Origin of the sequence: Burkholderia sp. AU31652, from assembly GCF_002223155.1 — a bacterium.
GTDB lineage: Bacteria > Pseudomonadota > Gammaproteobacteria > Burkholderiales > Burkholderiaceae > Burkholderia.
This window is the reverse complement of record NZ_NKFG01000005.1, coordinates 342,400-365,310: the sequence shown is the minus strand read 5'-3', so window position 1 is coordinate 365,310 and position 22,911 is coordinate 342,400. Positions and strand designations below refer to the sequence as shown.

The window sequence follows — 22,911 nt, the reverse complement described above, 5'->3', positions numbered from 1 at the left end:
CGTCGGGACGCGCGCGCCCCCGCCCGCCGCGATGAGCGGCGGGGCGCGCGAAAGGTAGTCGGGAGTGGGGAGAAGCGGCGGCCGGCTTACTCGGTCTTCAGCTTCGTCCAGAGACGGTTCTGCAGACGCATCAGCTCAGGCGGAACCGGCTTGCTGAGGCTCAGCTTGCGGATCACGTCGGCGGGCGGAAACACGGCCGGATCGCTCGTCACGTCGGCGCGCACCAGATGCTTCGACGACGGCACGGCCGACGGGTACGACGTGTCGTTGGTCAGGTTCGCGCTCTCCTTCTCCGACAGCACGAAATTGACGAACTTCAGCGCGGCGTCCGGATGCGGCGCATCCTTCGGCACCGCCATCATGTCGAACCACATCGCGCTGCCCTCGGTCGGGATCACGTACTTGATGTGATACGGCTTCTTCGCGGACGCGGCCGCGATCCGCGCGGAATTCACGTCGCCCGACCAGCCGAGCGCGAGGCAGATGTCGCCGCCCGCGAGGTCGTTGATGTAGCTGCTCGAATTGAACTGCGTGATGTACGGCCGCACCGTCTTCAGCAGCTCGTATGCGGCCTGGTAGTCGGCCGGGCTCGTCGTGTTCGGATCCTTCTTCAGGTAGACGAACGCCATCCCGAACGCATCGACCGGCGAATCGAGCACCGAAATGCCGCAGTGCTTCAGCTTCTGCGCGTACTTCGGGTCGAACAGCAGCGCCCAGCTGTCGAGCGGCGCATCGTTGCCGAGCGCGGCCTTCACCTTCTCGACGTTCATCCCGAGCCCGTCGGTGCCCCACGTCCACGGAATGCCGAACTGGTTGCCCGGATCGTCCTTCGCGAGCACCTTCATGATTTCCGGATCGAGCAGCCCGTAGTTCGGCACCTGGCTCTTGTCGATCTTGCGGTAGATGCCGGCCTGCAGCTGCCGCGCCCAGAAGATGTCGGACGGCACGACGACGTCATACCCCGACGTGCCCGACAGCAGCTTCGCCTGCAGCGTCTCGTTCGAATCGAACTCCTGGTAGACCACCTTGATGCCGGTCGCCTTCTCGAAGTTCGCGATCGTCGCCTTGCCGATCGAGTTGCCCCAGTTGTACACGTTGACGACGTCCGCCGCGTGCGCCGCCGGCACGCCGGCCCCCAGCGCACCGCCCAGCGCGAGCGCCGCGCATGCCGTTTTCAGATGCTTGCTCCATTCCCCTGCCATGGTTTCCTCCGTCGATGTCATGATCCGCTCGCGATGAACGGTGTGTGCTTCGGTCCGGAAAAATGTAGCCAGAGGAAATTGGCCGGTCTGCCCTGCCGTTAGGGGGACACGCCGCACAATCGGGGCATCCGGTTCCGGGCGGATGCCCCAATCGACCCAACACGGAAGCGATTTGAAAGCTTCCGTCGTCACTTCGTCACGCCAACCGAAAACCGCTCAGGATGCCTGCACGCCCGTGCGCGCGCCGAAGTCCTCGCCCACGTGCGTGACGCGGCCGTCCATCATCGTCAGCGCGACGTCGATGCGGCCGATGTCGTACTGGCCGACCTCGAACAGGTCGTTCTCCAGCACGACGAGATCCGCGCGCTTGCCGGGCGTGAGCGAGCCGACCTCGTGCTCCATCCCGAGCTGGTACGCGCCGTGGATCGTGTACGCGGCGATCAGTTGCGGAATGCTCAGGCGCTCGGCGATGTCCGGGAACACCGGCGCATCGGGCTCGCCCGCGAGCTGACGCGTATGGCCCGACTCGATGTGCTCGAGCGGCTTGTGCTGGCAGCGGCACTGGCACGCGAGGCCGTCCATGCCGATCGACACCGTCACGCCCTCGTCGAGGAACGTGCGGAACTTGTACATGTTGCTCCAGCGCGCGTGGCCGTAGTGGTCACGCAGTTGCTCGGTGTACGCGTCGACCACGCCCCACTGCAGCTGCGTGTTCGCCATCACGCCCGCGCGGCGGAAGCGCGGGATGTCGTCCGGATGCGTGAGGAACGCATGCGTGATCACGTGGCGGCGGTCGCGCGGCGGATTCGTGCGGTTGACCGCGTCGAAGCCGTCGAGCGCCATCCGCACCGCCGCGTCGCCGACGCAGTGAACCATCACGTTCGCGTTCGCGCGATCGGCTTCGACCAGGTAATGGTTGAACGTGTCGGCCGGCATCGTCGGCGCGCCGCAGGTGTCGGGGCGGTCCGCGTACGGTTCGAGCAGGTACGCGGTGTGGTTCGCTTCCGTGCCGTCGAGGAACAGCTTCAGCGCGCGCGCCTTCACGAGCGGTGAGTCGTACTGCTCGCGGTATTTGACGAGCGTGCCGACCGGATCGTCGATCTCGCCGATCACCGCGACGCTGCCCACCACGCGCAGCTTCAGGTCGCCCGCGCGCTCCATCGTCTGCAGCGTCTCGTACAGCAGCGACTGGTCGCCGCTCGCGTCGAAGAAGCCCGCGTCGAACACGGTCGTCACGCCGGCCGCGCACAGCTTCTTCTGCCACGGCGGGATCGATTTCAGGTACAGGTCGATGCCGGTCGGCAGCAGGCCGGCCGCGCTGATCCGTTGCATCAGCAACGAATACGCGGCGCCGTCGACGATCAGGCCGGTCGGCTCGCCCGTCACCGCGTCCTTCTCGAACCAGCTCGCGCCTTCCTGCACGGGCGGCGTCGACGCGTCGATGCCGGCGATCTCCAGCGCCTTCGAGTTCACCCACATCGAATGGAAATCGGTCGACAGCAGGCACACGGGGCGATCCGCGCAGATCGCGTCGAGCGTCTCCTTGCGCAGCAGCGCCGGCGGAATCGTCGCCTGCACCCAGCCCATCCCGGTGATCGCCGGCTCGTCCGGATGCGACTCGACGTACTCACGCAGCACGGCGAGCACCTTCTGCGGATCCTCGTAGTTCACGAACGCCTGGAACGCGAACGCGGTCGTCTCGAAGTGCCAGTGCGATTCGACGAAGCCCGGCAACACGAGCCGGCCGGCCGCGTCGACGACCTTCGTGTCCGCGCCGACGTACGCCTGCACGGCCGCCGTGTCGCCGACGTGGACGATCCGGCCGTCGCGCACGGCGACCGCCTGTGCCCACGGCTTGTGCGGATCGACGGTGTAGACCTTCGCGTTGGTCAGAACGAAATCCGCCGGCGTTGAATCGTTGACGGCGGCGCGCGTCGGTTGCATCTGCATGGCCTGTCCTTTCTGTTGATCAGGTTTTCGAAGTGCTTTCACTATAGGCAGACGATTCACGGCGGTATGCCCCCCCGCTGCCGGGGCTTGGACGAATTCCGGCCGCCGCGGGCACGGTCTTGTCATCGTTTTGGGGACAACGTACGAAATTGGTGGGGTTGATTCGGTGAATTCCCGGCTGACGCGTGCACGGCGTTCGCGTAACGTCGTGCTGTCCCCTGACCGCCCACGCCCGACCATGCGACTTCTCCAGCCCGACCCGGCCGCCCGCGGCCACTACCTGATCGGTGTGCGCCCCGACACGCTCGGCGCGACGTTGCGCGCGGTCGGCACGCCGGATTTCGTCGGCGCGATCACGGAGTTCGTCAACGACAGCATCGACGCCGACGCCGTCCACCTCGAACGCTGGCGCGCGGATACGGGCAGCACGTCGGGCTTCGTCGTCGAATGGATCGGCAGCGGCAGCCTGCGCTTCGCGGCCGATACGCTGCGCGTGATGGATGTCTATTACCAGGACTACTGCCAGGTCGATCCGCTGGTCGCGCCGCTGCGCGGCAAGGCCGGCACGCTGCTGGTGCAGCGTCACGTGGAAGGCATCGCGCACGGCGAATTCCGCCGCCAGATCTTCGATGAGCCCGGCATCGAGCAGGAATGCATGCTCGTGCACGGCAACGCGCACCTGCAATACGCACTCGGACTGGCGCGCACCGTCGGCCGGCCCGCGTTCACGATGGACGAGCTGTTCCACTTCCGGCAGATGGTCGACCTGCTGTTCCCGATGTTCGAGCTGCATGCGCGCACCTGCGCGGCGCGGCGCGTGGCGTCGGGGACGGTGAACACCGCGTCGCAGGCGAGCTTCGACGCGCGCCTGGAACGGCAGGACGTGCAGCTGTCGCGCCGCGAGCACGAGATCTGCCGGCTGATGCTGTGCGGGCGCTCGGTGCCCGAGGCCGCGCAGCAGCTCGACGTGAAGCTGTCGACGGCCGAGTCGTACGTGAAGCGCGCGTTCGCGAAGCTCGGCGTGCGCACGCGCCGCGAGCTGTTCGACTGGGCGCTGGTCGACTGCTGAACGCGCGCCGCGGGCTTAGGGCCTGTTCACGCTAATAACGGGCTTGCGCTGGCCACCAGAAGGGCCGAGCGCAAGGATTGCGACGAAGCGAATACTCGACGTATTCGCGAGGAGCGTGACGCGGCGATCGGCCCTTCTGGTGGCCAGCCCCACGAATGAATTTTCCCGAACAGGGGAACGTGCCTTGCCGGCCGTATTGCGGCGTCGATCGTCGCTTGTTTGGCTCGGCCAAACGGCGCTCCTCACTCCTTGCACTACGACCGGCAACGCGCGTTCGCAAGCCCGTTATTAGCGTGAACAGGCCCTAAGCGGCCAGCGCGGCCGCCTTGATGTTGAACGCGCGCAGCAGGTCCTCGCAGAACGCGTCGACGATCGGCTTGTCGCTCGCGCTGCGCTTCATCGCGAGATGCAGCGGCACGTCGAAGCTGAACGTCGTGCGGCCCACCGCCTTCACGAGCCCGCGCTGCTCGAACGGCTCCGCATAATGCGCGGGCAGGTAGCCGAGATGGCCGCCCGACAGGATCAGGATCGTCGCGGCCTCGATGCTGTCCGCGCTCGCGGTCACGCGCCGCTCGGGCAGCGGATACTGTTCCTCCGGCACCGGATAGGTACGCCAGACCCAGTCGTGAAGCTGCAGGTCGTCGGCGGTCACGGGCCGCGATGCATGGAACAGCGGATGCCCGCGCCCGCAGTAGATCACCTGCTGCTCGGTGAACAGCGGCGTGTAGAGCAGCCCCGGCACGCGATGCCAGAAATAGCCGATCGCGAGATCGAGCTGGTTGTTGACGAGGCTCTCCTCGAGCTCCTGCGGCGACGCGACCTTCATCGCGAACGTGACGGCCTGGTCGCGCTTGCGGAATGCGCCGATCGCATCGGCCACGCGGGCGTTCTCGACGAGCGGCGCCTGGCCGATCAGGCCGATCGACAGCGTGCCGACCAGCTTGCGGTCGATGTCGCGCACCCGTGCGACGAATTCGGAGGTGGCCGCGACGAGCGTGCGCGCGGTGGCCGCGAAGCGCTCGCCCTTCGACGTCAGGCGAAAGCCGCCGCGCCCGCGATCGCACAGCTTGAAGCCGACGCGCGCTTCGAGCGCCGACAGCTGCGTGCTGATGGTCGACTGCCGCACGCCGAGCGACGCCTCGGCGGCCGTGATGCCGCGTGCGTCGACGACGGCCAGAAAGACCCGGATGAGCCGGAGATCGAGATCGGAAGTATTCGAGAACATGCTTCAAGCCGCTGCGCGTGTGCGCGTTACCCGGCCGGCTGGCACGACGCGCCTCGCACGTCACGCTCGCCGCCTGCGCCGATGAACCGAACCGGACGCGCGCCGCCATCGGCAGCGGTGCGCGTCGCCACCGTCATTCAGATGCCACCACGAGCGCGCGTTCCATGCCGAACACGGCCGGCCGCAGCCGCCGGTAGCAGAGGAACGCCATCGCGCACAGCACGATCGCTGCGATCAGCGCCGACTGCGTGCCCGCGCGCTCGATCAGCGAGCCGCCCGCGACCGAGCCGACGCCATAGCCGAGCGCGACGCAACCCGGCGACAACGCGGCCGACTTGCCGACCAGGTCGTACTGCGGAATCGTCGCGTAGATCAGCAGCGCGCCGCCGGTCCAGCAGCCGATGAAGACGATCGCGCCGAGCGTGAACGTCGCAGCCGAGGCCGGCAGCGCGAGCAGCACGGCCGCGACCGCGCAACCGCCGAGGTTCACGAGCGCCCAGCGGCGCAGGCCCGCGCCCGCGCCGAGCTTCGGCATCGCCGCACAGATCACGAGGCTCGCGATGTTCGCGGCGCCGAGCACCAGCGACACCGACTGGCCGCTCAGGCCCGCCGCGGTGCCGATCTTCTCGAGGAAGGTCCACACGACGCCGACGCCGCCGTACAGCGCAAGCTGCGCGCACAGCACCAGCATCGCGCCGTTGCGGTCGATGCGGCCGGCCACGCCTTCCGGCGCCGGTGCGGCCAGCGTCTCGCCGCGGCGAAACAGCGGCGTCGCGAGCACGAACACGCCGAGCACGCACGCGACGAACCCGAACACGCCGTGCGCGCCCCAGGTGTCGCTCAGCATCGGGAAGATGTAAGCGAGCAGCACCATGCTCCACGTCACCTGCCCCATCAGCATGATCCCGAGATTGCGTTCCGGCGCGCGCGAATACGACAGGTAGCGCAGCGCGATGCCGTTCAGCCCGCCCGAGCCGACGCCCGCGATGAACTGCAACGCCGAATACGCCACCAGCCCGTGCGTCGCGAGCGTGCCGAGGTTCGCGCCGGCCGCGAGCGTCACCGCGCCCGCGAGCACCCACCGCACCGGCTGGCGGCCGAGCACGAACGCGACGAGCAGCGTGCCTGTCGATTCGCCGAGCACTTCGATGAAGCTCGACAGTCCGAGCGCCGCTTCGCCGAAGCCCCAATGACGCTCGACCTGCCCGACGATCGCGGGCAGGCCGAGGAAGACCGTCGGCCCGAGCATGCCGAGCAGCAGCATCACGACGACGAACAGCGCGCTTTCCTGCCGCGCTTCATCCTGCAGGTTGACTACATTCATCTGGTGTCTCTCTCCGTGTCCGCGGCGCGAACCGTGTCCTCTGGGGATCGTCTTTTTTGTGTCGCGACGGCGGCGGCCCGGCGTGGTGCCGCGCCACCGCGTCATCGCTTACATCGGGAAGCCCATCGCCTTGATGCCGCTGATCCATGCGCGCTTCCAGCCGCCTTCCGCATCCGCGCCGTCGAACGCATGGAACGTGATCTTCGCGGCGACCCAGCGCATCGGCTCGGGCGGGATATAGCTCGGGCTCTGGTTCGCGATGTCGAGCTTGCGCTCGGGGCTGTCGCGGTCGAACAGGATGTTCAGCCCCATGAACGCGCCGAACCGGCTCGCCGCGACGCCGAAGCCCGTATAGCCGGCGACGAACACGGCCTTGTCGCCGAGGTAGCGCTTCGCGAATACCGAGCCGCGCGAGCAGTAGTCGATCGGGCCGCCCCACGCGTGCGAGAAGCGCACGTCGCACAGCTGCGGGAACGTGCGGTAGAACGCTTCCGCGAGCCGGTAGTAGGTTTCGCGCTGGCCGTCCTGGTGCGGTTCCGGGTCGCCGTCGAAGTGATAGCTCACCAGCCCGCCGAAGATGATGTTGTTGTCCTTCGTCAGCCGGAAATAGTTGAGCTGCGTGCGCGTGTCGTACACGCCCTGTCGATTCTTCCAGCCGATGCGCGCGAGCTGCTCGTCGGTGAGCGGCTCGGTCGCGAGCACGTGGTCGCGCACCTGCATCACGCGGCGGTTGATGTCGGGAATCCCGACCTTCGCGGTGCCGCTGCCGAACACCACGCGCGGCGCGCGTACGCTGCCCTTCGGCGTCGTCACGAACACCGTGCTGCCTTCGTCGGTCACGGTCACGAGCGGCGTGTGCTCGTACAGCTTCACGCCGAGCGTCAGCGCCGCGCGCTTCAGCCCCCACGCGAGCTTCGCCGGATGCACGATGCCGCTGCGGTTGCGCGACCACAGCGCACCCGCGAACAGCGGCGAATTCAGTTGTTCGAGCGTTTCCTCGCGGTTCAGCAGCACGACGTTGTGCCCGTACTCGCGATGCAGGTCGTAGTCGCCCTTCAGGTGCGCGATGTGCTCGGGATCGACCGCCACCGTCATCTCGCCGTTCCACTCGATATCGGCGTCGATGTCGTAGCGCTTCAGCGTGTCCTCGAAACCGTCGAGGTTGTGATGGCCGAATGCCTCGAGCTGCGCGATGTCGTTCGGGAACACGCGCACCGCGTTCGGCAGCCCGTGCATCACCGACGTCGAGATGATCCCGCCCGCGCGGCCCGACGCGCCGTGCGCCACCTTGCCGGCCTCGATCAGCACCACGTTCAGGTGCGGCATCTGTTCCTTCGCCTGCACGGCCGCCCACAGCCCCGTGAAGCCGCCGCCGACGATCAGCAGGTCGGCCGTCACGTCGCCGACGAGTTCCGGCTCGGTGGCCGGCGCCGCCGGGTTGTCGAGCCAGTACGGGAACAGCTTCGTATTCGCGAGCGCCGCCTCGACGCCCAGTGCGACCGGCGCGCCACGCATCGCGTGCGCCTCCTCCGGTGCAGTCTCTCTTGTCTTGACTTCCATTTCCATGATCCCAGCCATCACACCCGAACAGCGAAACCGACGCCGGGCGCGCGTCACACGGACGACGCGCTCGGCGGCGGCTTCGGACATCACGACTTCTCGAGCAGCACGTAGAACTTCTTCGCGTCCTCGATCGTCTCCCAGCGGCCCGCGAAGCCGGCCGGCAGCAGGTAGCCCTGGCCCGGCGTGAATTCCTTGCGGTTGCCTTCGACGTCGGTCAGCGCGATCCGGCCCTCGACGAGCCACACGGCTTCGTCGGCCGCGGTTTCCGGAAACTCCACCGAGCCGGCTTTGCCTTCCCACCAGCCGATGATGTAGTTGCCGCTCTTGCCTTCCGCCGCGCGCCAGTCGCTTTCGTCCATGCCGAAGTCGAGCTTCGTGAATTCGCCGATGCCTGCGCCGAGCGGCAGGATGTCCTTGATCAGTTTGGTCATGTGAATCTTTCGTCTCTTGATTGAAAAAAGCAGAGACAAAGTTACTCATTTACACTGCCCCGGTATGCCCCCCTCCGGGGGGGACAAGCGGTGTTTTCCGGGGCAAACGGGTCGGCAGGACAACCGACGGTGTTTCCCCTTAATGACGTTTTCGGTTGCGAACGCTACAATCCGCCGGCTTCTGACCCGGGGAACCGCATGCTGCTCAACGTGAACCCCTTCCACCGCGACAACGACCGTTTCAACGTGTCGTTCAAGGCGCTGGGCGAGCTGATCGAGACGGTCGGCACGCCGCACTTCGTGCCGCGCCTCACGCAACTGCTCAATGAAGTCGTGCCGCTCGACGTCGCACACGTCGAGCGCTCACGCGTCGACGGCTCGATGCCCACAGGCTATCGATGCGAATGGATCGGCAGCAGCGGCATCGATACCGAATCCACCGAAATCTCCGACGTGATGACGCTCTACTACGAGCGCTTTCTCGACAGCGACCCGCTGTTCGCGGGGCTGCGCGGCAAGACGGGCACGATGCTGGTGGTGCGCGACATCGCGGCGATCCCGCCCGGCGAATTCCGCCAGCGGCTGTTCGACGACGTGCGTATCGGGCACGAATGCGTGCTCGCGCGCGGCACGCGCTATTCGCAGCATTCGATCGCGCTGGAGCGCGGCCGCGACCGGCCGCCATTCACGCTCGCCGAGATGAACCGCTTTCGCAGCATCAGCGACGTGCTGTTCCCGCTGCTCGAACTGCATGCGTCGACCACGGCCGTGCGGCGCGTCGCGCACCCGATACCCGACGTCCATCCGCTCGCGCAGTTCGATGCGCGGATCGCGGCCGACGGCGTGAAGCTGTCGAAGCGCGAATACGAAACCTGCAAGCACCTGCTCTCCGGCAAGACCGTGCCGGAGACGGCCGAGATCCTCGGCGTGCGGGTCGCGTCGGCCGAGTCGTACGTGAAGCGCGCATTCGCGAAGCTGGGCGTGCGCACCAAACGCGAGCTTGCCGCGTGGGGTTCAGCCTCCACCGCATTCCCTTCCGCCAGCGCGCACGACGGCGCCGCATCGCCGGGCATCTCGCGCTGACACACCGGGCCGCACTGCGCGGCCGCGTTCGGTTGCGCTGCGTCGATGCGGTAGCGCCACTTGCATCGAAGCCCGTCGATGTAAACGTTGCGACTTCAAAATCTTCGCGCGCGTGTTCTCCTCTACCATCGGCCGATCGCTTGACCTCAAATAAAGGAGACGGCCCATGCCCCGCGAACTGAATCAACCGATGGGCGGCAACGAGATGCCGCGCTTTGGCGGCATCGCCACGATGATGCGGCTGCCGCAAGCCGCGACGACCGACGGCCTCGACGTGTGCTTCGTCGGCGTGCCGCTCGATCTCGGCACGTCGAACCGCTCGGGCTCGCGCTTCGGCCCGCGCCAGATCCGCACCGAATCCGTGCTGCTGCGCCCGTACAACATGGCCACGCGCGCGGCGCCGTTCGATTCGCTGCAGGTGGCCGACATCGGCGACGTCGCGACCAACCCGTACGACCTGAAGGACTCGGTGCGCCGCATCGAGGAGGCGTACGACGAGATCGTCGCGAACGGCTGCCGGCCGATCACGCTCGGCGGCGACCACACGATCGCGTGGCCGATCCTGCGCGCGCTGCATAAAAAGTACGGCAAGGTCGCCGTCGTGCACGTCGACGCGCACGCGGACGTGAACGACACGATGTTCGGCGAGAAGATCGCGCACGGCACGCCGTTCCGCCGCGCGGTGGAAGACGGGCTGCTGCAATGCGACAAGGTCACGCAGATCGGCCTGCGCGGCACCGGCTACCACGCGGACGATTTCGACTGGTGCCGCCAGCAGGGCTTCACCGTCGTGCAGGCTGAAGAGTGCTGGAACCAGTCGCTCGCACCGCTGATGGCGCAGGTGCGCGAACGCGTCGGCGACACGCCGGTCTACCTGAGCTTCGACATCGACGGCCTCGATCCGTCGTTCGCGCCCGGCACCGGCACGCCGGAAATCGGCGGCCTCACCGTGCAGCAGGGCCTCGAAATCGTGCGCGGGATGAAGGGCCTGAACATCGTCGGCGCGGACCTCGTCGAAGTCGCGCCGCCGTACGATCCGACCGGCACCACCGCGCTCACCGGCGCGAACCTCGCGTTCGAGATGCTCTGCGTGATGCCGGGCGTCGCCTACCGCTAACCCGACCGACAGGATGACCTTCATGTCCACCGCCGAGCTTTCCCGTTCCACCGCCACGTTCGTGCTGCCCGCGGCGCACATCGCCGGCCAGCCCGTGCACACGCCTGCCGACGCGCCCGGCGCGCCGATCTTCGACGCATCGACGGGTGCCGCGATCGGCTGGCAGGCATTCGCGACAGCCGCGCACGTCGACGCCGCGGTGCGTGCCGCGCGCGACGCGTTCGCCGGCTGGCGCGACACGCCGCCGGCCGAACGCGGCCGGATTCTCGCCAAGATCGCCGAGCGCGTCGAGGCGTCCCGCGATCGCCTGGCCGCGCTGCAGATGCAGGTGAGCGGCAAGCCGCCGTTCGAGGCCGACGCCGATGTCGGCGACGTCGCCGCGACGTTCGCGTACTACGCGAAGCTGTGCGAGGACCCGGCGCTGTTCACGGCCGAACCGGTCGCACTGCCGAGCGACGCCGTCACCGCCGAGCGCTTCTACGATTCCGTCGGCGTCGCGGCGCTCGTCATGCCGTGGAACTTCCCGATGGTCACGACCGCGTGGAAGCTCGCGCCCGCGCTCGCGGCCGGCTGCACGGTCGTGCTGAAGCCGTCCGAACTCACGTCGCCGACCGAACACGCGCTGCTCGACCTCGTCGCCGAAGCCGGTGTGCCGGCCGGCGTGGTCAACGTCGTGAACGGCGGCGCCGACGTCGGCGCGGCGCTGACCGCGCATCCGCTGATCGACAAGATCTCGTTTACCGGCAGCACCGCGGCCGGCCGCAAGGTCATGCAGGCCGCCGCCGTCGACATGAAGCGCGTGACGCTCGAACTCGGCGGTAAGTCGTCGCTGATCGTGCGCGACGACGCCGACCTCGACGTCGCCGTGTCGCTCGCGGTCGCGGGCGCCTTCACGAACGCGGGCCAGATGTGCTCGGCCACCGCGCGCATCCTCGTGCACGACAGCGTGTACCGCAGCTTCATGGCCGCGTTCGAAACCGCCGTGCGCGCGCTCGTCGTCGCGCCGCCGGCCGCGGAACAGGTCGCGATGGGGCCGCTGATCTCGGCCGCGCAGCGCACGCGCGTCGAAGCGATGCTCCAGCACGGCATCGACGCGGGCGCACGCGTCGCCTTCAGCGGCCGCGTGGCGGATGCCGGCGGCGACGGCTTCTTCATGGCGCCCGTCGTGATCGCCGAGCCGGCCGCCGACAACCCGCTGTGGACCGACGAAGTGTTCGGCCCCGTCGCGTGCGTGAAATCGTTCCGCACCGACGACGAAGCGATCGCGCTCGCGAACGACACGCGCTACGGGCTCGTCGCGACCGTCGTGACGCGCGATGCGGCTATCGCGAAGCAATTCCAGCAGCGCGTGCGCGCGGGGCTCGTGTGGATCAACGCGCCGCAGCTCATCTACCCGCACGTGTGCTGGGGCGGGTTCGGGCTCAGCGGAATCGGGCGCGAACTCGGTGTCGCGGGGCTGCGCAGCTATCAGGAGCTGCGCCACGCGATGCGCGCGATCGACTGACCAGTGGAGCCTTCGAGGCCGTTGGCGGCACCGTGTCTCGCGGCACGGTGCCGTCTTTCTTACCGATTTATGGACCGAGGCCCAGGCGGCCCGGCAACCGGCGTTCGTCGGCCCTGCGGCTGCACGGTGCGTGAGCAACGATCAATGCGAATGCACCGCAGCATGATCGTGTTCGCGCAACTGGCCTGGAATCGCACACGCCGCGAGGCCGCCCTCTTCGATCCACGCGCGGGTGCGTGCCGCGGCCTTGTCGATCAGTTGCGCACACTGCGAGTAGTCATAGGACGACACCTCGAGCGGACAGAGCGGCGGCACGACATGAATGTGCGCGCGCGCCCCGTATAGCTCCAGATCGCGCACCAGTTGCCGCGCGATCACGAGCGTCAGCGCGTGCGTCGCATGCGCGATCGGGCTGCGTGGCGGGACGCGCAACGCGCAGGCGAACCCGGCCGGCAACACGACGATCCGCTTGGCGCCGAGCGCGATCGCGACCGAGATCGGCGTATTGTTCGCGACGCCGCCGTCGACGAGTTCCATGCCGTCGATGCTGACCGACGGAAACACGCCGGGAATCGCCGCGCTGGCCAGCACCGCATCCACGACCGGGCCGGCCGACAGCACGACTTCGCGGCCGCTCAGCACGTCGGTCGCGACGATGTGGAGCGGCAACACGGCCTGCTCGATCCGGCGATACGGCAGGTTCTTTTCCAGCAACAGGCGCAGCGCGTCGGCCTCGACCAGATGCGGCCGGTTGCGCAGCAGCATCGCGATGAGGCTGCGCATCGAGAACGGCATCACGTCCTGGCGGCGGATCCTGCACCACAGCGCTTCAAGCATCGCGATGCCGTCCGCGTCCGGCCGGCCGGCGAAATAGGCGGCATTGATCGCGCCCGCCGACGCGCCGATCACGCAATCGGGCCGTTCGCCGCTCGCGACCAGTTCGCGAAGCATGCCGACCTCGATCGCACCCAGGCTGCCGCCGCCGGCGAACACGAAGGCGGTCGAGGGAATGGAATCGGACGTCACGGTGCGCCCTCCTGCGGTTGGCTGCGATAGCGCTTTCGCCATGATGGATCGTGCGGCGCCTCGGTTGTCCTGATGAAAACCCTGCCGTTCAACCGGCGATGCACGCCACGTTGCCCGGCATCCCGCGCCATCCTTTTTCGGAGACGGCTGCATCACTCCCGCCCCGTTTCCCGCTCACATCCGCCCGGTCGTTCACGCGACGGCCGCGCATTTTTTGACTTCGATCAATAAAGTTGCGCACATCGGCACGCGCAAACGTGTGCAGCTCATGCGCCACGCGGGATCCGTGCAATCACGGGTTCAGTTGTCCAGACGATCGCCGTTATTGCATCAACACCCGCCGATCGACGTCGTCTTGCAGCGAACCGGCGCCATCGCGGGCATGGAGCGGGACAGCCGGGCGCCCCGCTCGCTATTGAACAACGGATGCAGCAGCGCAAGTCGCGGACGAGGTAATCATGTTTGTAGCCATCGGGTGGATCGTCGTGATCGGGTCGGTGATCGGCAGTTTTGTCGGTGTGGGTGGCCATGTGCCGGCCCTTCTCCAACCGTTCGAGCTGCTATGCATTTTCGGCGCCGCGCTGGGTGCGTTCGTCGTCAGCAATCCGGTCACGACGCTGAAGAAGACACTCAAGACCCTGCCGACCTGTTTCAAGGGCGGCGGCTATACGAAGCAGCAATACGTCGAACTGATCGCGCTGCTGTACGAGTTGCTGCAGAAGGCGCGCCGGGACGGCATGATGGCGCTCGAGGCCGACGTCGATGCGCCCGAGCAAAGCCCGCTGTTCCAGAAGTATTCGCACGTGCTCGAAGACCATCACCTGCTCGACTTCATCGTCGACTACCTGCGGATGATGTCGGGCGGCAACGTGAACGTGCTGGAGATGCAGGACCTGATGGACGAGGAACTGCATACGCACCATGCGGAGGCGTCGGTCGCGGCCAATGCGATCCAGAAGATGGCGGACGGCCTGCCGGCGTTCGGCATCGTCGCCGCGGTGATGGGGGTCGTGCACACGATGGGCTCGGTCGGCGCGCCGCCCGCCGTGCTCGGCAAGATGATCGCCGGCGCGCTCGTCGGCACCTTCCTCGGCATCCTGCTCGCGTATGGCTTCGTCGGTCCGCTCGCGGATCTGCTCAACGCGAAGGGCCGCGCCGCGGCCAAGCCGTTCCAGTGCGTGAAGGCCGTGCTGCTCGCGTCGATGAGCGGCTACGCGCCGCCGGTGGCGGTGGAATTCGGCCGCAAGGTGCTGTTCACCGCCGATCGCCCGAGCTTCAAGGAGCTCGACGAGGCCGTCCGCGCGACGAAATCGCCCAAGGCCGCGTAACGGAGGCGCCATGGCCGACAGTCGCTCCAACCCGTCGAAACCGTCCGTCGCGGCATCGCTCGTCGTCGTGCGCCGCAAGAAAGGCGAGGACCACGACGCCCATCACGGCGGCGCCTGGAAAATCGCGTACGCCGATTTCGTCACGGCGATGATGGCGTTCTTCCTGCTGATGTGGCTGCTCGGCTCGGTCTCCAAGTACGACAAGCAGGGCATCGAGGACTACTTCAACACGCCGCTGTCGACGTTGCTGTCCGGCGGGCAGGACGCGCAGGCGCCGCGCCCGAGCGTGGTCCAAGGGGGCGGCCGCGACATGTCCGACCCGACGCCGGCGATCAACGCGAAAGCGCAACCGGTGCCGGCCAGCTCGCCCGCGGCACTCGCCGGCATCGTCGATACGCAAAAGCTCGAACGCCTGAAGGCGAAGCTGACCGCGGCGATTGCACAAAGCCCGTCGTTGCGCGCGTACCAGGACCAGATCCGGATCGCGATCACCAACGAGGGCTTGCGCATCGAGATCGTCGATTCGCTGAAGCGCCCGATGTTCGCGTCGGGTAGCGCGCAACCCGAAAACTATGCCACCGCGATCCTCACCCAGATCGGATCGGCGCTCGACGATGTCGACAACCGCGTGTCGATCGCGGGGCATACCGATTCGACGCCGTATCCCGACGGCTCCACGGGCTATTCGAACTGGGAGCTGTCCAGCGATCGCGCGAACGCGGCGCGGCGTGCGCTGGTCGCGGGCGGGTTGCGGGAAGACAAGCTGCTCCAGGTGCGCGGGCTCGCGGATGCCCTGCCGCTCGACAAGAATGTGGCGGACGAGCCGATCAACCGCCGCATCAGCATCCTCGTGATGAACAATGCCGCCGAGCAGGCGTTCTTTCGCGACGGTGGCCGGGCGACCGTGGATCAGACGGCGGGTGCGCGGGCTGTCGTGTTGCCGGCGGCGGTGGCGGTGGCACGGCAGCATTAGGCACGTTCGCTGCTTTGGGCCGGATGGGGGGTCCTGCCACTCGCCGATCCTCCTGCCCGGCGGCAGGTCCCTCCGCGTCACGGCCGCGTCCGGAACGGCCGTAAGCGATATCGACTGACCAGTCGGCCGCTCCGGCCGTTGACGGCACCGTGTCTCCTCCACGGTGCCGTCTTTTTCTGCGCACTCGATATATTCCGTAGAATATATCGATACCCGCACTTCCGGAGACTCGCCATGCCCCGCACGCCGACGGATCGCGCCCCGCAGCGCGCCGCACGGGAACAGCCGCTCGCGCGCAAGATCCACGCGCTCAGGCCGCTGTCGAGCGACGCGCGCGCACAGCAGGTCACGGATGTCGTCGACGCGTTCCGGCGCCTGCGCGGCAGCGTCGTGCGCTTCATCCGGATGTTCTCGGCGGCGCATGCTGAAGGTTGGCCGGACGATGCGCTGTCCGCGATGGGCTTTCGGGAACTGCTGTCGACGCTCGAACACGCCGCCCGCGCCGCCCGCTTCACGCGCCTGCCCGAACTCGAACGGGTGATCGGCCACGCGCGCCGCCTCGAACGCACGCGCGACGACGTGTTTTCCGACTCGTTCAGCAACGACCCGGCCGCGATGCGCGACGCGGTCGCCGCGCTGGAGCGTGTCGACGTGCTGTTCGTCGGGTTGTGCGTCGAGTACGTGATGGCACGTCACGCGCCGCCATCGCTCCCCGTTTCGCCCGAAGCACCGGCACCGGCCCCAGCCCCCGCCGCACTGCCGCTCACCGACGATTCAACCGCGCTCTGCTGACCGCGCCGCGCGGCCTTGCTCCGTGATTTCCCCGGAATTTCCAGCGTTATATTCCGTGGTATATTTCGCAAATCTTTCGCGCATCCGTCCCCGGCCCGACCAGGCCGGACAGAGGTCAACATGCACGCTCCGCCTTTTCGCCTTGCCCGCACGGCGGATCTTTCGACGCCCGGCGGTACCCTGCCCGCGGCAACCGGCACGCGGATCGACGCATGCCGCGCGCCGTCGCGCGCGCAACTGACCGAGCTGAAGCGCCGCGCGCGCCTGTCCGAACTCGATGCGAACCTGCACTGCTCGATCATCGGCACCTGCCTGACCACGCACGAACTGCGCAGGCTCGTGCCGAAGTTCACCGACCTCGATCGCCAGCGCGCGACCGACCTCGAAATCCATCACGCGGCCGTCGAACTCGCCATCGACGGCACGGCCGGCGCGAAGGCGCTGCACAAGGCGCTCGACGAGCGCTACGCCGGCGCAATCCGCGCGTTCGACAGCGCAAAGGATGCGGATGAACTCCTCGCGCGCTGGAAGGAAGCGCTGAAGAGCGGCGATATTCCACCTGCATACTGGGCGCTGATGACGCATCCGCGCACGACGATGGGCGTGCGCCAGGCCGCGTTCGGCGACCTGCACATGCTGTCGCACCTGGTCGGCGCGGCCAATCGTGCCGATATCCGGCGGCTGGTCGCGCTGGAGGAAGAGAATGCGGCGCTGCACGCGAAGATCGAACGGCAGCAGGTGCGTCTGCACGAAATGAGCGCGCAGCGCGACGCGGCGCTGCAGGAACGCGATGCCCTCGCCGCCCGCCAGAGCGCGCAGCCGCTGGCGGCGGAAAGCGTCCTGCGCGACGAAGTCCACGAACTGCGCGAAGCACTGGCCGCGCGCGACGAACGGCTCGCACTGCACACGAGCCGCCGCGAGGCAGCCGAGCAGCGGATCGCCGCGGAACAGGCGAGCGCCCGCGCGATGCGCGCGCGGCTCGACGAATTGATGGCGATGGTGAAGACGCTGCGCGCCGAAGCGAGCGCGATCGAACAGGCGGTGCAGGCGTCGGCGGACGATCCGGCCGAACGCGCGGCCGATCCGCTGTCGATGCTTCAGGGTACGCGTCTGGTGTACGTCGGCGGGCGTCCCGGCTCGAATCGCGCAATCAAGCGGATCGTCGAAACGGCGGGCGGCGAGGTGACGCTGCACGACGGCGGCATCGAGGATCGCAAGGGCCTGCTGGCGGCGACGCTACCGGGCGCGCGGATGGTCGTGTTCCCGGTCGACTGCATCGACCACGATTCGATGAACCTGCTCAAGCGCATCTGCGAACGCCACCACATCGCGTACTACCCGCTGCGCACGGCGAGCGTCGCCAGTTTCGTCGAGCTGATCGGGCGGCTCGATGCGCAGTCGCGCGACGGGATGGCATCGGATGCCGCCACGGGCGACGCGTCGCGCTTTTGCCTGCGGCACGGCTAGGATCTGATTCGCTTCGCCGCATGGGTGGCCCTTCAGGGAGCCCGTGAAAGCCCGTTGTCAGCGTCCGCGCACCTTCAGCGCCGAACCATTTTCGTGAGCGCGGCGATGTCGTCGGCGCAAGCCGCGTAAGCGCGCGCCTCGATCCCGCGATAGAGGCGGATGATTTCCTCGCCGACCGGCGTGAGCACGCTGCCGCCGCCGCTCTGCCCGCCATGTTCGGACACCGTCGCCGGCGATTTCAGCGAGCGGTTCAGTTCGTCCATCAGCAACCACGCACGCCGGTACGACATCTTCAGGCTGCGCGCTGCCGCCGAAATCGAACCGTGCTCGCGCACGGCTTCGAGCAGCGCGACCTTGCCCGGCCCGAGCGCGATCGTGTCGGCTTGCTGGATACGCATCCTGAACCGCACCTCAGGCTTGGGGTGTGCCGGTGTCTTCATGTTGTCCTGCCCTTTGAACGATGCGGGCAAGCATACACGATGGCCGGTGCGGCAGGCGCCGGTTCAGACCTCGAGTACGCGCGCGACGACGCCGGCCAGCCGCTTCACGTGGCGCGGTGCGGGCAGGCGGTCGGCGCCCGAGAACAGCAGCGGCGCGCCGTCGTCGATCGACAGCGGCGCGTCGCCGCATTCGAACGCGACGACCACGTGTTCGCCGACGGGCGTGTTGAACAGTTCGTGCCAAGAGAACGTGACCGCGTAGCCGTCGTGCGCATGCGCGATGAACACCATGCGCTTGAAGTCGCCCGGCGCGTCGTTGCGCAGCCCGGCCGCGTCGAGCAGATCCTTCAGCCGCGCGCCGCGATACGGTGCGACCGAGCGGATGAAGCGGTTCGTCGTGAAGCAGCGCAAGTCGAACGGCTCGGCCGTCGCGCCCGCGTGCCGGCGCAGGTCGTCGAGCGTCACCGTCATCGGCCGCTCGAATGCGCCCGTCAGCGCGATCGAGCCTGCCTCCGCCTGATGCGCCGAGGGCGCCGCCGTCCCTGCCATCTCCATCGCCCGCCTCCATGACGGCCCGTCGGTGGACAGGCCTGCGTTGTATCGGCGGATATATTACGCCGCTAAAAAGCCGGCCGACAGAAGGTGCGCCGCATGGGCGGCATAACGGCGGCCGATCATGCCCCGCACTGCGTGGCGCTACGCCAGCACGACGTGCTTGATGACCTTCTTGAGGCCCTTGTAGCTGTCGACCGATTCCGCCTTCGGGTCCGTCACCAGTGTGCCGATCCGCGCCGGCTCGCAGAAGCTGATCCGGCTGTTCGTGCCGAGCTTGCTGAAATCGGCCAGGATCGCGACGTCCGCCGCGTTGCTGACCATCGCGCGCGCCACTTCGGTTTCCATCCGGTCGTAGTTGGTCGCACCGCGCACGGCATCGACGCCCACCGGTGACAGCAGCGCGAGATCGGCGCGGTAGCGGAAGATCTCGGCAACCGTGCCGTCGCCGACGGTCGCGGCCGCACGGCTGCCGATCATCCCGCCAAGCAGGATCGTTTCGTTCCTCGCTTGCCCCGGGTCGCTCGACCGCATCTTCAGCGCGACGTCGATCGAGTTCGTGACGATCGTGAGGCCCGACAGCTTCGCCAGTTCCTCGGCCAGCAGCGTCGTGGTCGTGCCCGCATCGATGAACAGCGTCTGCGAGCCCGCGACCAGCCTGGCCGCCGCGCGGGCGATCGCCAGCTTCGCCTTCACGTGCGTCTGCGCGCGCTCGGCGATCGGCGCTTCGTCACCCACCTGCACCGCGCCGCCATGTACGCGCTTCAGTTCACCGAGCGCCTCGAGATCGACGAGATCGCGCCGCACGGTTTCCCGCGACACGTTCAGGTCGGCCATGATCCGGTCGGTCGACACGCGCTGCATCTTCGATAACAGAAGCCGGATCCTCTGGTATCGCTCTTCTTGCCACATGGAATGTCCTCGGAATAAACGCCAATGTTATTCGAACGGCGGACTACGCTGCGCTCTCCTCCATCGTTTTGATGCCGGCGAGGGTCTGCAGGGATTGACGGACTGCCTGGAACTCGCGGCTCGTCATCTTTGAAAACACCACGTGGATGCGGTCGTCGTCCGGCTCGGCGTCGTCCTGCTCGATGATGAACTGGACGATGCGCGCCGGGTCGAGGCCGGGCATCGCCTGCAGCGACGTCAGCTTCACCGCGCCGCGGCTCGCGAGGATGCGCACGCCCCAGCGCTGCCGCGCGGCGAAGAAGCGCTTCTCGATCGGCTTCAGGCCGGCCAGGATCGCGAGCACGATCGCCGTCGCGGCGATCGCGGCGACATACATGCCGCCGCCCACCGCGAGCCCAACCGCCGCCACGACCCACAGGCTCGCCGCGGTCGTCAGGCCGCGGATGATCTCGCCGCGCAGCATGATCGACCCGGCACCGAGGAAGCCGATGCCCGACACCACCTGCGCGGCGACGCGCGACGGGTCCAGCGACACGTTCTTCGCGTCCTGGATATCCGCGAAACCGAACGCCGACACGACCATCACGAGCGCGGCGCCCACCGCCACCAGCATGTGCGTGCGCAATCCGGCGGCCCACGACAGGCGCTCGCGCTCGATGCCGACGATGCTGCCGAGCAATGCCGCCAGCAACAGGCGGGACACGATTTCCAGCTGACTGATCATGTGAAGTCTCCTTGCTTTGCCTGGCCTACCTGATGAAGCACGGCCCGCCTGGGCCGCCGCCCGACTCTTCCTCCCCCCGCCCGCCCGGGGCCAACCTCGGCAACCGGCGAGTTGTATTTTTGTGCGTTCTTGCGATTTTGTGCTTTCTAATATACGGTACGCAAAACTACAAAGCCAGACCCAGGTTCGCTTGTTTCATCCGATCGGCACGATCAATCGTCAGACCATTCAGGCAACACGATCCGGAACACTTGCTTAGGAGACCCACATGATGAAGAAGGCATGGATGCTGGCCGCCACACTGCTGGCGGCGCTGGCGACGGCCCCCGCTCATGCGTCGGAAAGCGACGTCTGCAGGAAGGTGACGCTCGGCGATGTCGGCTGGAGCGATATCGCCGCTACCACCGGCGTCGCGATGATGCTGCTCGATGGGCTCGGCTACGAGGCGACCAAGACGATCGCGTCGCCGCCGATCGTGCTGGCCGGCGTGAAGAAGGCGCAGATCGACGCGTTTCTCGGCTACTGGGATCCGAGCATGACGCCCACGGTGAAGCCGTTCGTCGATGCCGGCGCCGTCCACCAGCTGCCGCAGCCGAACCTGATCGGCGCGCGCTACACGCTGGCCGTGCCGCAATACGCATCGGACAAGGGCCTCAAGAGTTTTGCCGATATCGCGAAGTTCCGCGACCAGCTCGACGGCAAGATCTACGGGATCGGCGCCGGCAACAACGGCAACGCGCTGGTGCAGCGGATGATCGACAAGAACGAGTTCGGGCTCGGCGGCTTCAAGCTGGTCGAATCGAGCGAGGCCGGGATGCTCGTGCAGGTCACGCGCGCGGTGCAGGAGCACCGGATGATCGTGTTTCTCGCATGGGAGCCGCATCCGATGAACATCAGCTACAAGATCGCCTATCTCGACGGCGGCGATACCGTGTTCGGCCCGAACTACGGCTCCGCGAAGGTCTATACGCTCGTCACGCCCGGCTATCTCGAACGCTGCCCGAACGTCGGCCGGCTGCTGACCAACCTGACATTCACGACCGACGAAGAGAACCAGCTGATGGTGCCGATCATGAATCACGCCGATCCGGTCGCCGTGGCGAAGGAATGGGTGAAGAAGAACCCCGGCGTGCTGTCGAAGTGGCTCGACGGTGTCACGACCATCGACGGCAGGAACGCGAAGGACGCGATCGAGAAGCGCATCGGCGCGTAAGCACGCAACCCAAGGAACCACCCATGTACAAGCATCTCGCGCTGTTCGACCTCGACCACACGCTGCTGCCGCTCGACAGCGACCAGGCCTGGAGCCGCTTCATCACGCGGGTCGGCTGGCGGGAAGACGACGCGCACGTGGCGCTGATCGACGAGCATTACGGTCACTATGCGGCGGGCACGCTCGACATGGACGCGTATCTCGCCGTGACGCTCGCACCGCTCACCCGCTATCCGCGCAAGGTGCTCGAACGCTGGCATGCGCGGTTCATGGACGAAGTGATCCGCCCGGCGATCACGCCGCAGGCGCGCGAGCTGGTCGACCGCCATCGCGAGAACGGCGATCTCTGCTGCATCGTGACGGCGACCAACGTCTTCGTCACGCGGCCGATCGCGGCGGAATTCGGCATAGAGCACCTGCTCGGCATCGAGCTCGATACCGACGACGGCACGCCGGGCGGCGCGTTCACCGGGCGCAGCACGGGCGTGCCCAGCTTCCGCGAAGGCAAGATCGTGCGCACCACCGCATGGCTGGCATCACTTGGCTACGCGCCGTCCGATTTCGAGCGCACCTACTTCTACAGCGATTCGATCAACGACGTGCCGCTGCTGGACTACGTCACGCATCCGGTCGCCACCAATCCCGACTCGAAGCTGTTGCACGTGGCAGGCACGCGCGGGTGGCCTGTCATGAAGTTGTTCTGATTCGGGCGATATCCTCTGCTGTCCATTTTTCATGTCTGGAGGGGTAATGAAATACGGAGCACGCAGCAACAGTCTCGATCATTCAGGAATCCGACTCGAATCGGATCGAAAGCCCATCGTCAAGTCGCATCGGTCGGAAAGCCGCTTTCCGCACTGGCGCGGCGTTTTCATGATCGCACTCCTGTGCACGCTGGCCGCTTGCGGTGACGGCGACTCGGGCACGCCAGCCAGCATGGCGGCCGCGCGCGCGGCCGCACCGGGCTCGGCGTCCACGCCCGTCCTGCACTGCGCGAGCGCGTGCCACTGACCGAC

The 22,911-nt window shown here is 67.4% G+C and carries 23 protein-coding genes; 11 read left to right on the top strand and 12 right to left on the bottom strand.

The genetic code is table 11. The features are described 5' to 3' along the window. Positions 1-86: 86 nt before the first annotated feature. Together CFB40_RS19170 and CFB40_RS19165 are read right to left on the bottom strand one after the other, a co-directional pair. Entirely contained in the window at positions 87-1,202 is a 1,116-nt protein-coding gene (locus tag CFB40_RS19170) for a polyamine ABC transporter substrate-binding protein (RefSeq protein ID WP_089432062.1), read from the bottom strand. Positions 1,203-1,418: 216 nt separating this feature from the next. After that, a complete protein-coding gene (locus CFB40_RS19165) occupies positions 1,419-3,152 on the bottom strand; it encodes an amidohydrolase (RefSeq protein ID WP_089432061.1) in 1,734 nt (577 codons plus the stop codon). Between the two features lie 238 nt (positions 3,153-3,390). On the opposite strand from CFB40_RS19165, the gene CFB40_RS19160 reads away from it, so the two are divergent. Then, the gene (locus CFB40_RS19160) at positions 3,391-4,221 is read left to right on the top strand and encodes a helix-turn-helix transcriptional regulator (protein ID WP_089432060.1); all 831 of its coding nucleotides are present in this window, start codon (positions 3,391-3,393) and stop codon (positions 4,219-4,221) included. Between the two features lie 304 nt (positions 4,222-4,525). On the opposite strand, the gene CFB40_RS19150 is transcribed toward CFB40_RS19160, so the two are convergent. From CFB40_RS19150 to CFB40_RS19135, 4 genes are all read right to left on the bottom strand, one after another. After that, positions 4,526-5,446, bottom strand: coding sequence for a LysR family transcriptional regulator (locus tag CFB40_RS19150; protein WP_039353976.1), 921 nt, complete (start codon positions 5,444-5,446; stop codon positions 4,526-4,528). A gap of 133 nt (positions 5,447-5,579) precedes the next feature. Continuing rightward, positions 5,580-6,770 carry an MFS transporter gene (locus CFB40_RS19145; RefSeq protein WP_089432059.1) on the bottom strand — a complete coding sequence of 397 codons (1,191 nt, stop codon included), beginning with the start codon at positions 6,768-6,770 and terminating at the stop codon, positions 5,580-5,582. A gap of 108 nt (positions 6,771-6,878) precedes the next feature. Then, positions 6,879-8,336: an NAD(P)/FAD-dependent oxidoreductase gene (locus tag CFB40_RS19140; RefSeq protein WP_089428439.1), complete on the bottom strand. Its 1,458-nt coding sequence runs from the start codon at positions 8,334-8,336 to the stop codon at positions 6,879-6,881. Positions 8,337-8,419: 83 nt separating this feature from the next. Beyond that, positions 8,420-8,764 carry a cupin domain-containing protein gene (locus CFB40_RS19135; RefSeq protein ID WP_089428440.1) on the bottom strand — a complete coding sequence of 115 codons (345 nt, stop codon included), beginning with the start codon at positions 8,762-8,764 and terminating at the stop codon, positions 8,420-8,422. 198 nt (positions 8,765-8,962) lie between these two features. Here CFB40_RS19135 and CFB40_RS19130 point away from each other — a divergent pair, with 198 nt between their 5' ends. The 3 genes from CFB40_RS19130 to CFB40_RS19120 all read left to right on the top strand — a co-directional run bounded on the left by CFB40_RS19130 (position 8,963) and on the right by CFB40_RS19120 (position 12,468). After that, positions 8,963-9,847: a helix-turn-helix transcriptional regulator gene (locus tag CFB40_RS19130; protein ID WP_089432058.1), complete on the top strand. Its 885-nt coding sequence runs from the start codon at positions 8,963-8,965 to the stop codon at positions 9,845-9,847. A 166-nt stretch (positions 9,848-10,013) separates the two neighbouring features. After that, on the top strand, positions 10,014-10,964 hold the full coding sequence (speB, locus tag CFB40_RS19125; RefSeq protein ID WP_089428442.1) for an agmatinase: 951 nt from the start codon (positions 10,014-10,016) through the stop codon (positions 10,962-10,964). 22 nt (positions 10,965-10,986) lie between these two features. Beyond that, positions 10,987-12,468 (top strand): aldehyde dehydrogenase family protein, encoded by a 1,482-nt coding sequence (locus CFB40_RS19120; RefSeq protein WP_089433245.1) that lies wholly within the window; start codon positions 10,987-10,989, stop codon positions 12,466-12,468. A 141-nt stretch (positions 12,469-12,609) separates the two neighbouring features. Here the strand turns inward: CFB40_RS19120 and CFB40_RS19115 are convergent, their stop codons facing one another. After that, a complete protein-coding gene (locus tag CFB40_RS19115) occupies positions 12,610-13,536 on the bottom strand; it encodes a patatin-like phospholipase family protein (RefSeq protein WP_373452685.1) in 927 nt (308 codons plus the stop codon). Between the two features lie 46 nt (positions 13,537-13,582). After that, positions 13,583-13,771 carry a hypothetical protein gene (locus tag CFB40_RS38090; RefSeq protein WP_143329861.1) on the bottom strand — a complete coding sequence of 63 codons (189 nt, stop codon included), beginning with the start codon at positions 13,769-13,771 and terminating at the stop codon, positions 13,583-13,585. Between the two features lie 181 nt (positions 13,772-13,952). Here CFB40_RS38090 and motA point away from each other — a divergent pair, with 181 nt between their 5' ends. The 4 genes from motA to CFB40_RS19095 all read left to right on the top strand — a co-directional run bounded on the left by motA (position 13,953) and on the right by CFB40_RS19095 (position 18,054). Continuing rightward, positions 13,953-14,822: a flagellar motor stator protein MotA gene (gene motA / locus CFB40_RS19110; protein ID WP_089428444.1), complete on the top strand. Its 870-nt coding sequence runs from the start codon at positions 13,953-13,955 to the stop codon at positions 14,820-14,822. A gap of 10 nt (positions 14,823-14,832) precedes the next feature. Then, positions 14,833-15,795: a flagellar motor protein MotB gene (gene motB / locus CFB40_RS19105; RefSeq protein WP_089432056.1), complete on the top strand. Its 963-nt coding sequence runs from the start codon at positions 14,833-14,835 to the stop codon at positions 15,793-15,795. Between the two features lie 234 nt (positions 15,796-16,029). After that, positions 16,030-16,587: a hypothetical protein gene (locus CFB40_RS19100; RefSeq protein ID WP_089428446.1), complete on the top strand. Its 558-nt coding sequence runs from the start codon at positions 16,030-16,032 to the stop codon at positions 16,585-16,587. A 120-nt stretch (positions 16,588-16,707) separates the two neighbouring features. After that, complete coding sequence (locus tag CFB40_RS19095) at positions 16,708-18,054, top strand: DUF2325 domain-containing protein (RefSeq protein ID WP_089432055.1); 1,347 nt, start codon at positions 16,708-16,710, stop codon at positions 18,052-18,054. Between the two features lie 74 nt (positions 18,055-18,128). Here the strand turns inward: CFB40_RS19095 and CFB40_RS19090 are convergent, their stop codons facing one another. The 4 genes from CFB40_RS19090 to CFB40_RS19075 form a co-directional block, all read right to left on the bottom strand. Then, entirely contained in the window at positions 18,129-18,452 is a 324-nt protein-coding gene (locus CFB40_RS19090) for a winged helix-turn-helix domain-containing protein (protein WP_034188511.1), read from the bottom strand. A gap of 105 nt (positions 18,453-18,557) precedes the next feature. After that, the gene (locus CFB40_RS19085; RefSeq protein WP_089432054.1) at positions 18,558-19,049 is read right to left on the bottom strand and encodes a molybdopterin-dependent oxidoreductase; all 492 of its coding nucleotides are present in this window, start codon (positions 19,047-19,049) and stop codon (positions 18,558-18,560) included. 141 nt (positions 19,050-19,190) lie between these two features. After that, on the bottom strand, positions 19,191-19,958 hold the full coding sequence (locus CFB40_RS19080) for a DeoR/GlpR family DNA-binding transcription regulator (RefSeq protein ID WP_089428449.1): 768 nt from the start codon (positions 19,956-19,958) through the stop codon (positions 19,191-19,193). Between the two features lie 43 nt (positions 19,959-20,001). Further along, positions 20,002-20,682: an MgtC/SapB family protein gene (locus CFB40_RS19075; RefSeq protein WP_089432053.1), complete on the bottom strand. Its 681-nt coding sequence runs from the start codon at positions 20,680-20,682 to the stop codon at positions 20,002-20,004. Positions 20,683-20,950: 268 nt separating this feature from the next. Between CFB40_RS19075 and CFB40_RS19070 the strand changes: the two genes are divergently transcribed. The 3 genes from CFB40_RS19070 to CFB40_RS39155 all read left to right on the top strand — a co-directional run bounded on the left by CFB40_RS19070 (position 20,951) and on the right by CFB40_RS39155 (position 22,906). Next, positions 20,951-21,895 carry a choline ABC transporter substrate-binding protein gene (locus tag CFB40_RS19070; protein WP_089432052.1) on the top strand — a complete coding sequence of 315 codons (945 nt, stop codon included), beginning with the start codon at positions 20,951-20,953 and terminating at the stop codon, positions 21,893-21,895. Positions 21,896-21,918: 23 nt separating this feature from the next. Then, positions 21,919-22,599, top strand: coding sequence for an HAD family hydrolase (locus CFB40_RS19065; RefSeq protein ID WP_089428452.1), 681 nt, complete (start codon positions 21,919-21,921; stop codon positions 22,597-22,599). A gap of 169 nt (positions 22,600-22,768) precedes the next feature. Beyond that, positions 22,769-22,906: a hypothetical protein gene (locus CFB40_RS39155; protein WP_241022396.1), complete on the top strand. Its 138-nt coding sequence runs from the start codon at positions 22,769-22,771 to the stop codon at positions 22,904-22,906. Positions 22,907-22,911: the final 5 nt, after the last annotated feature.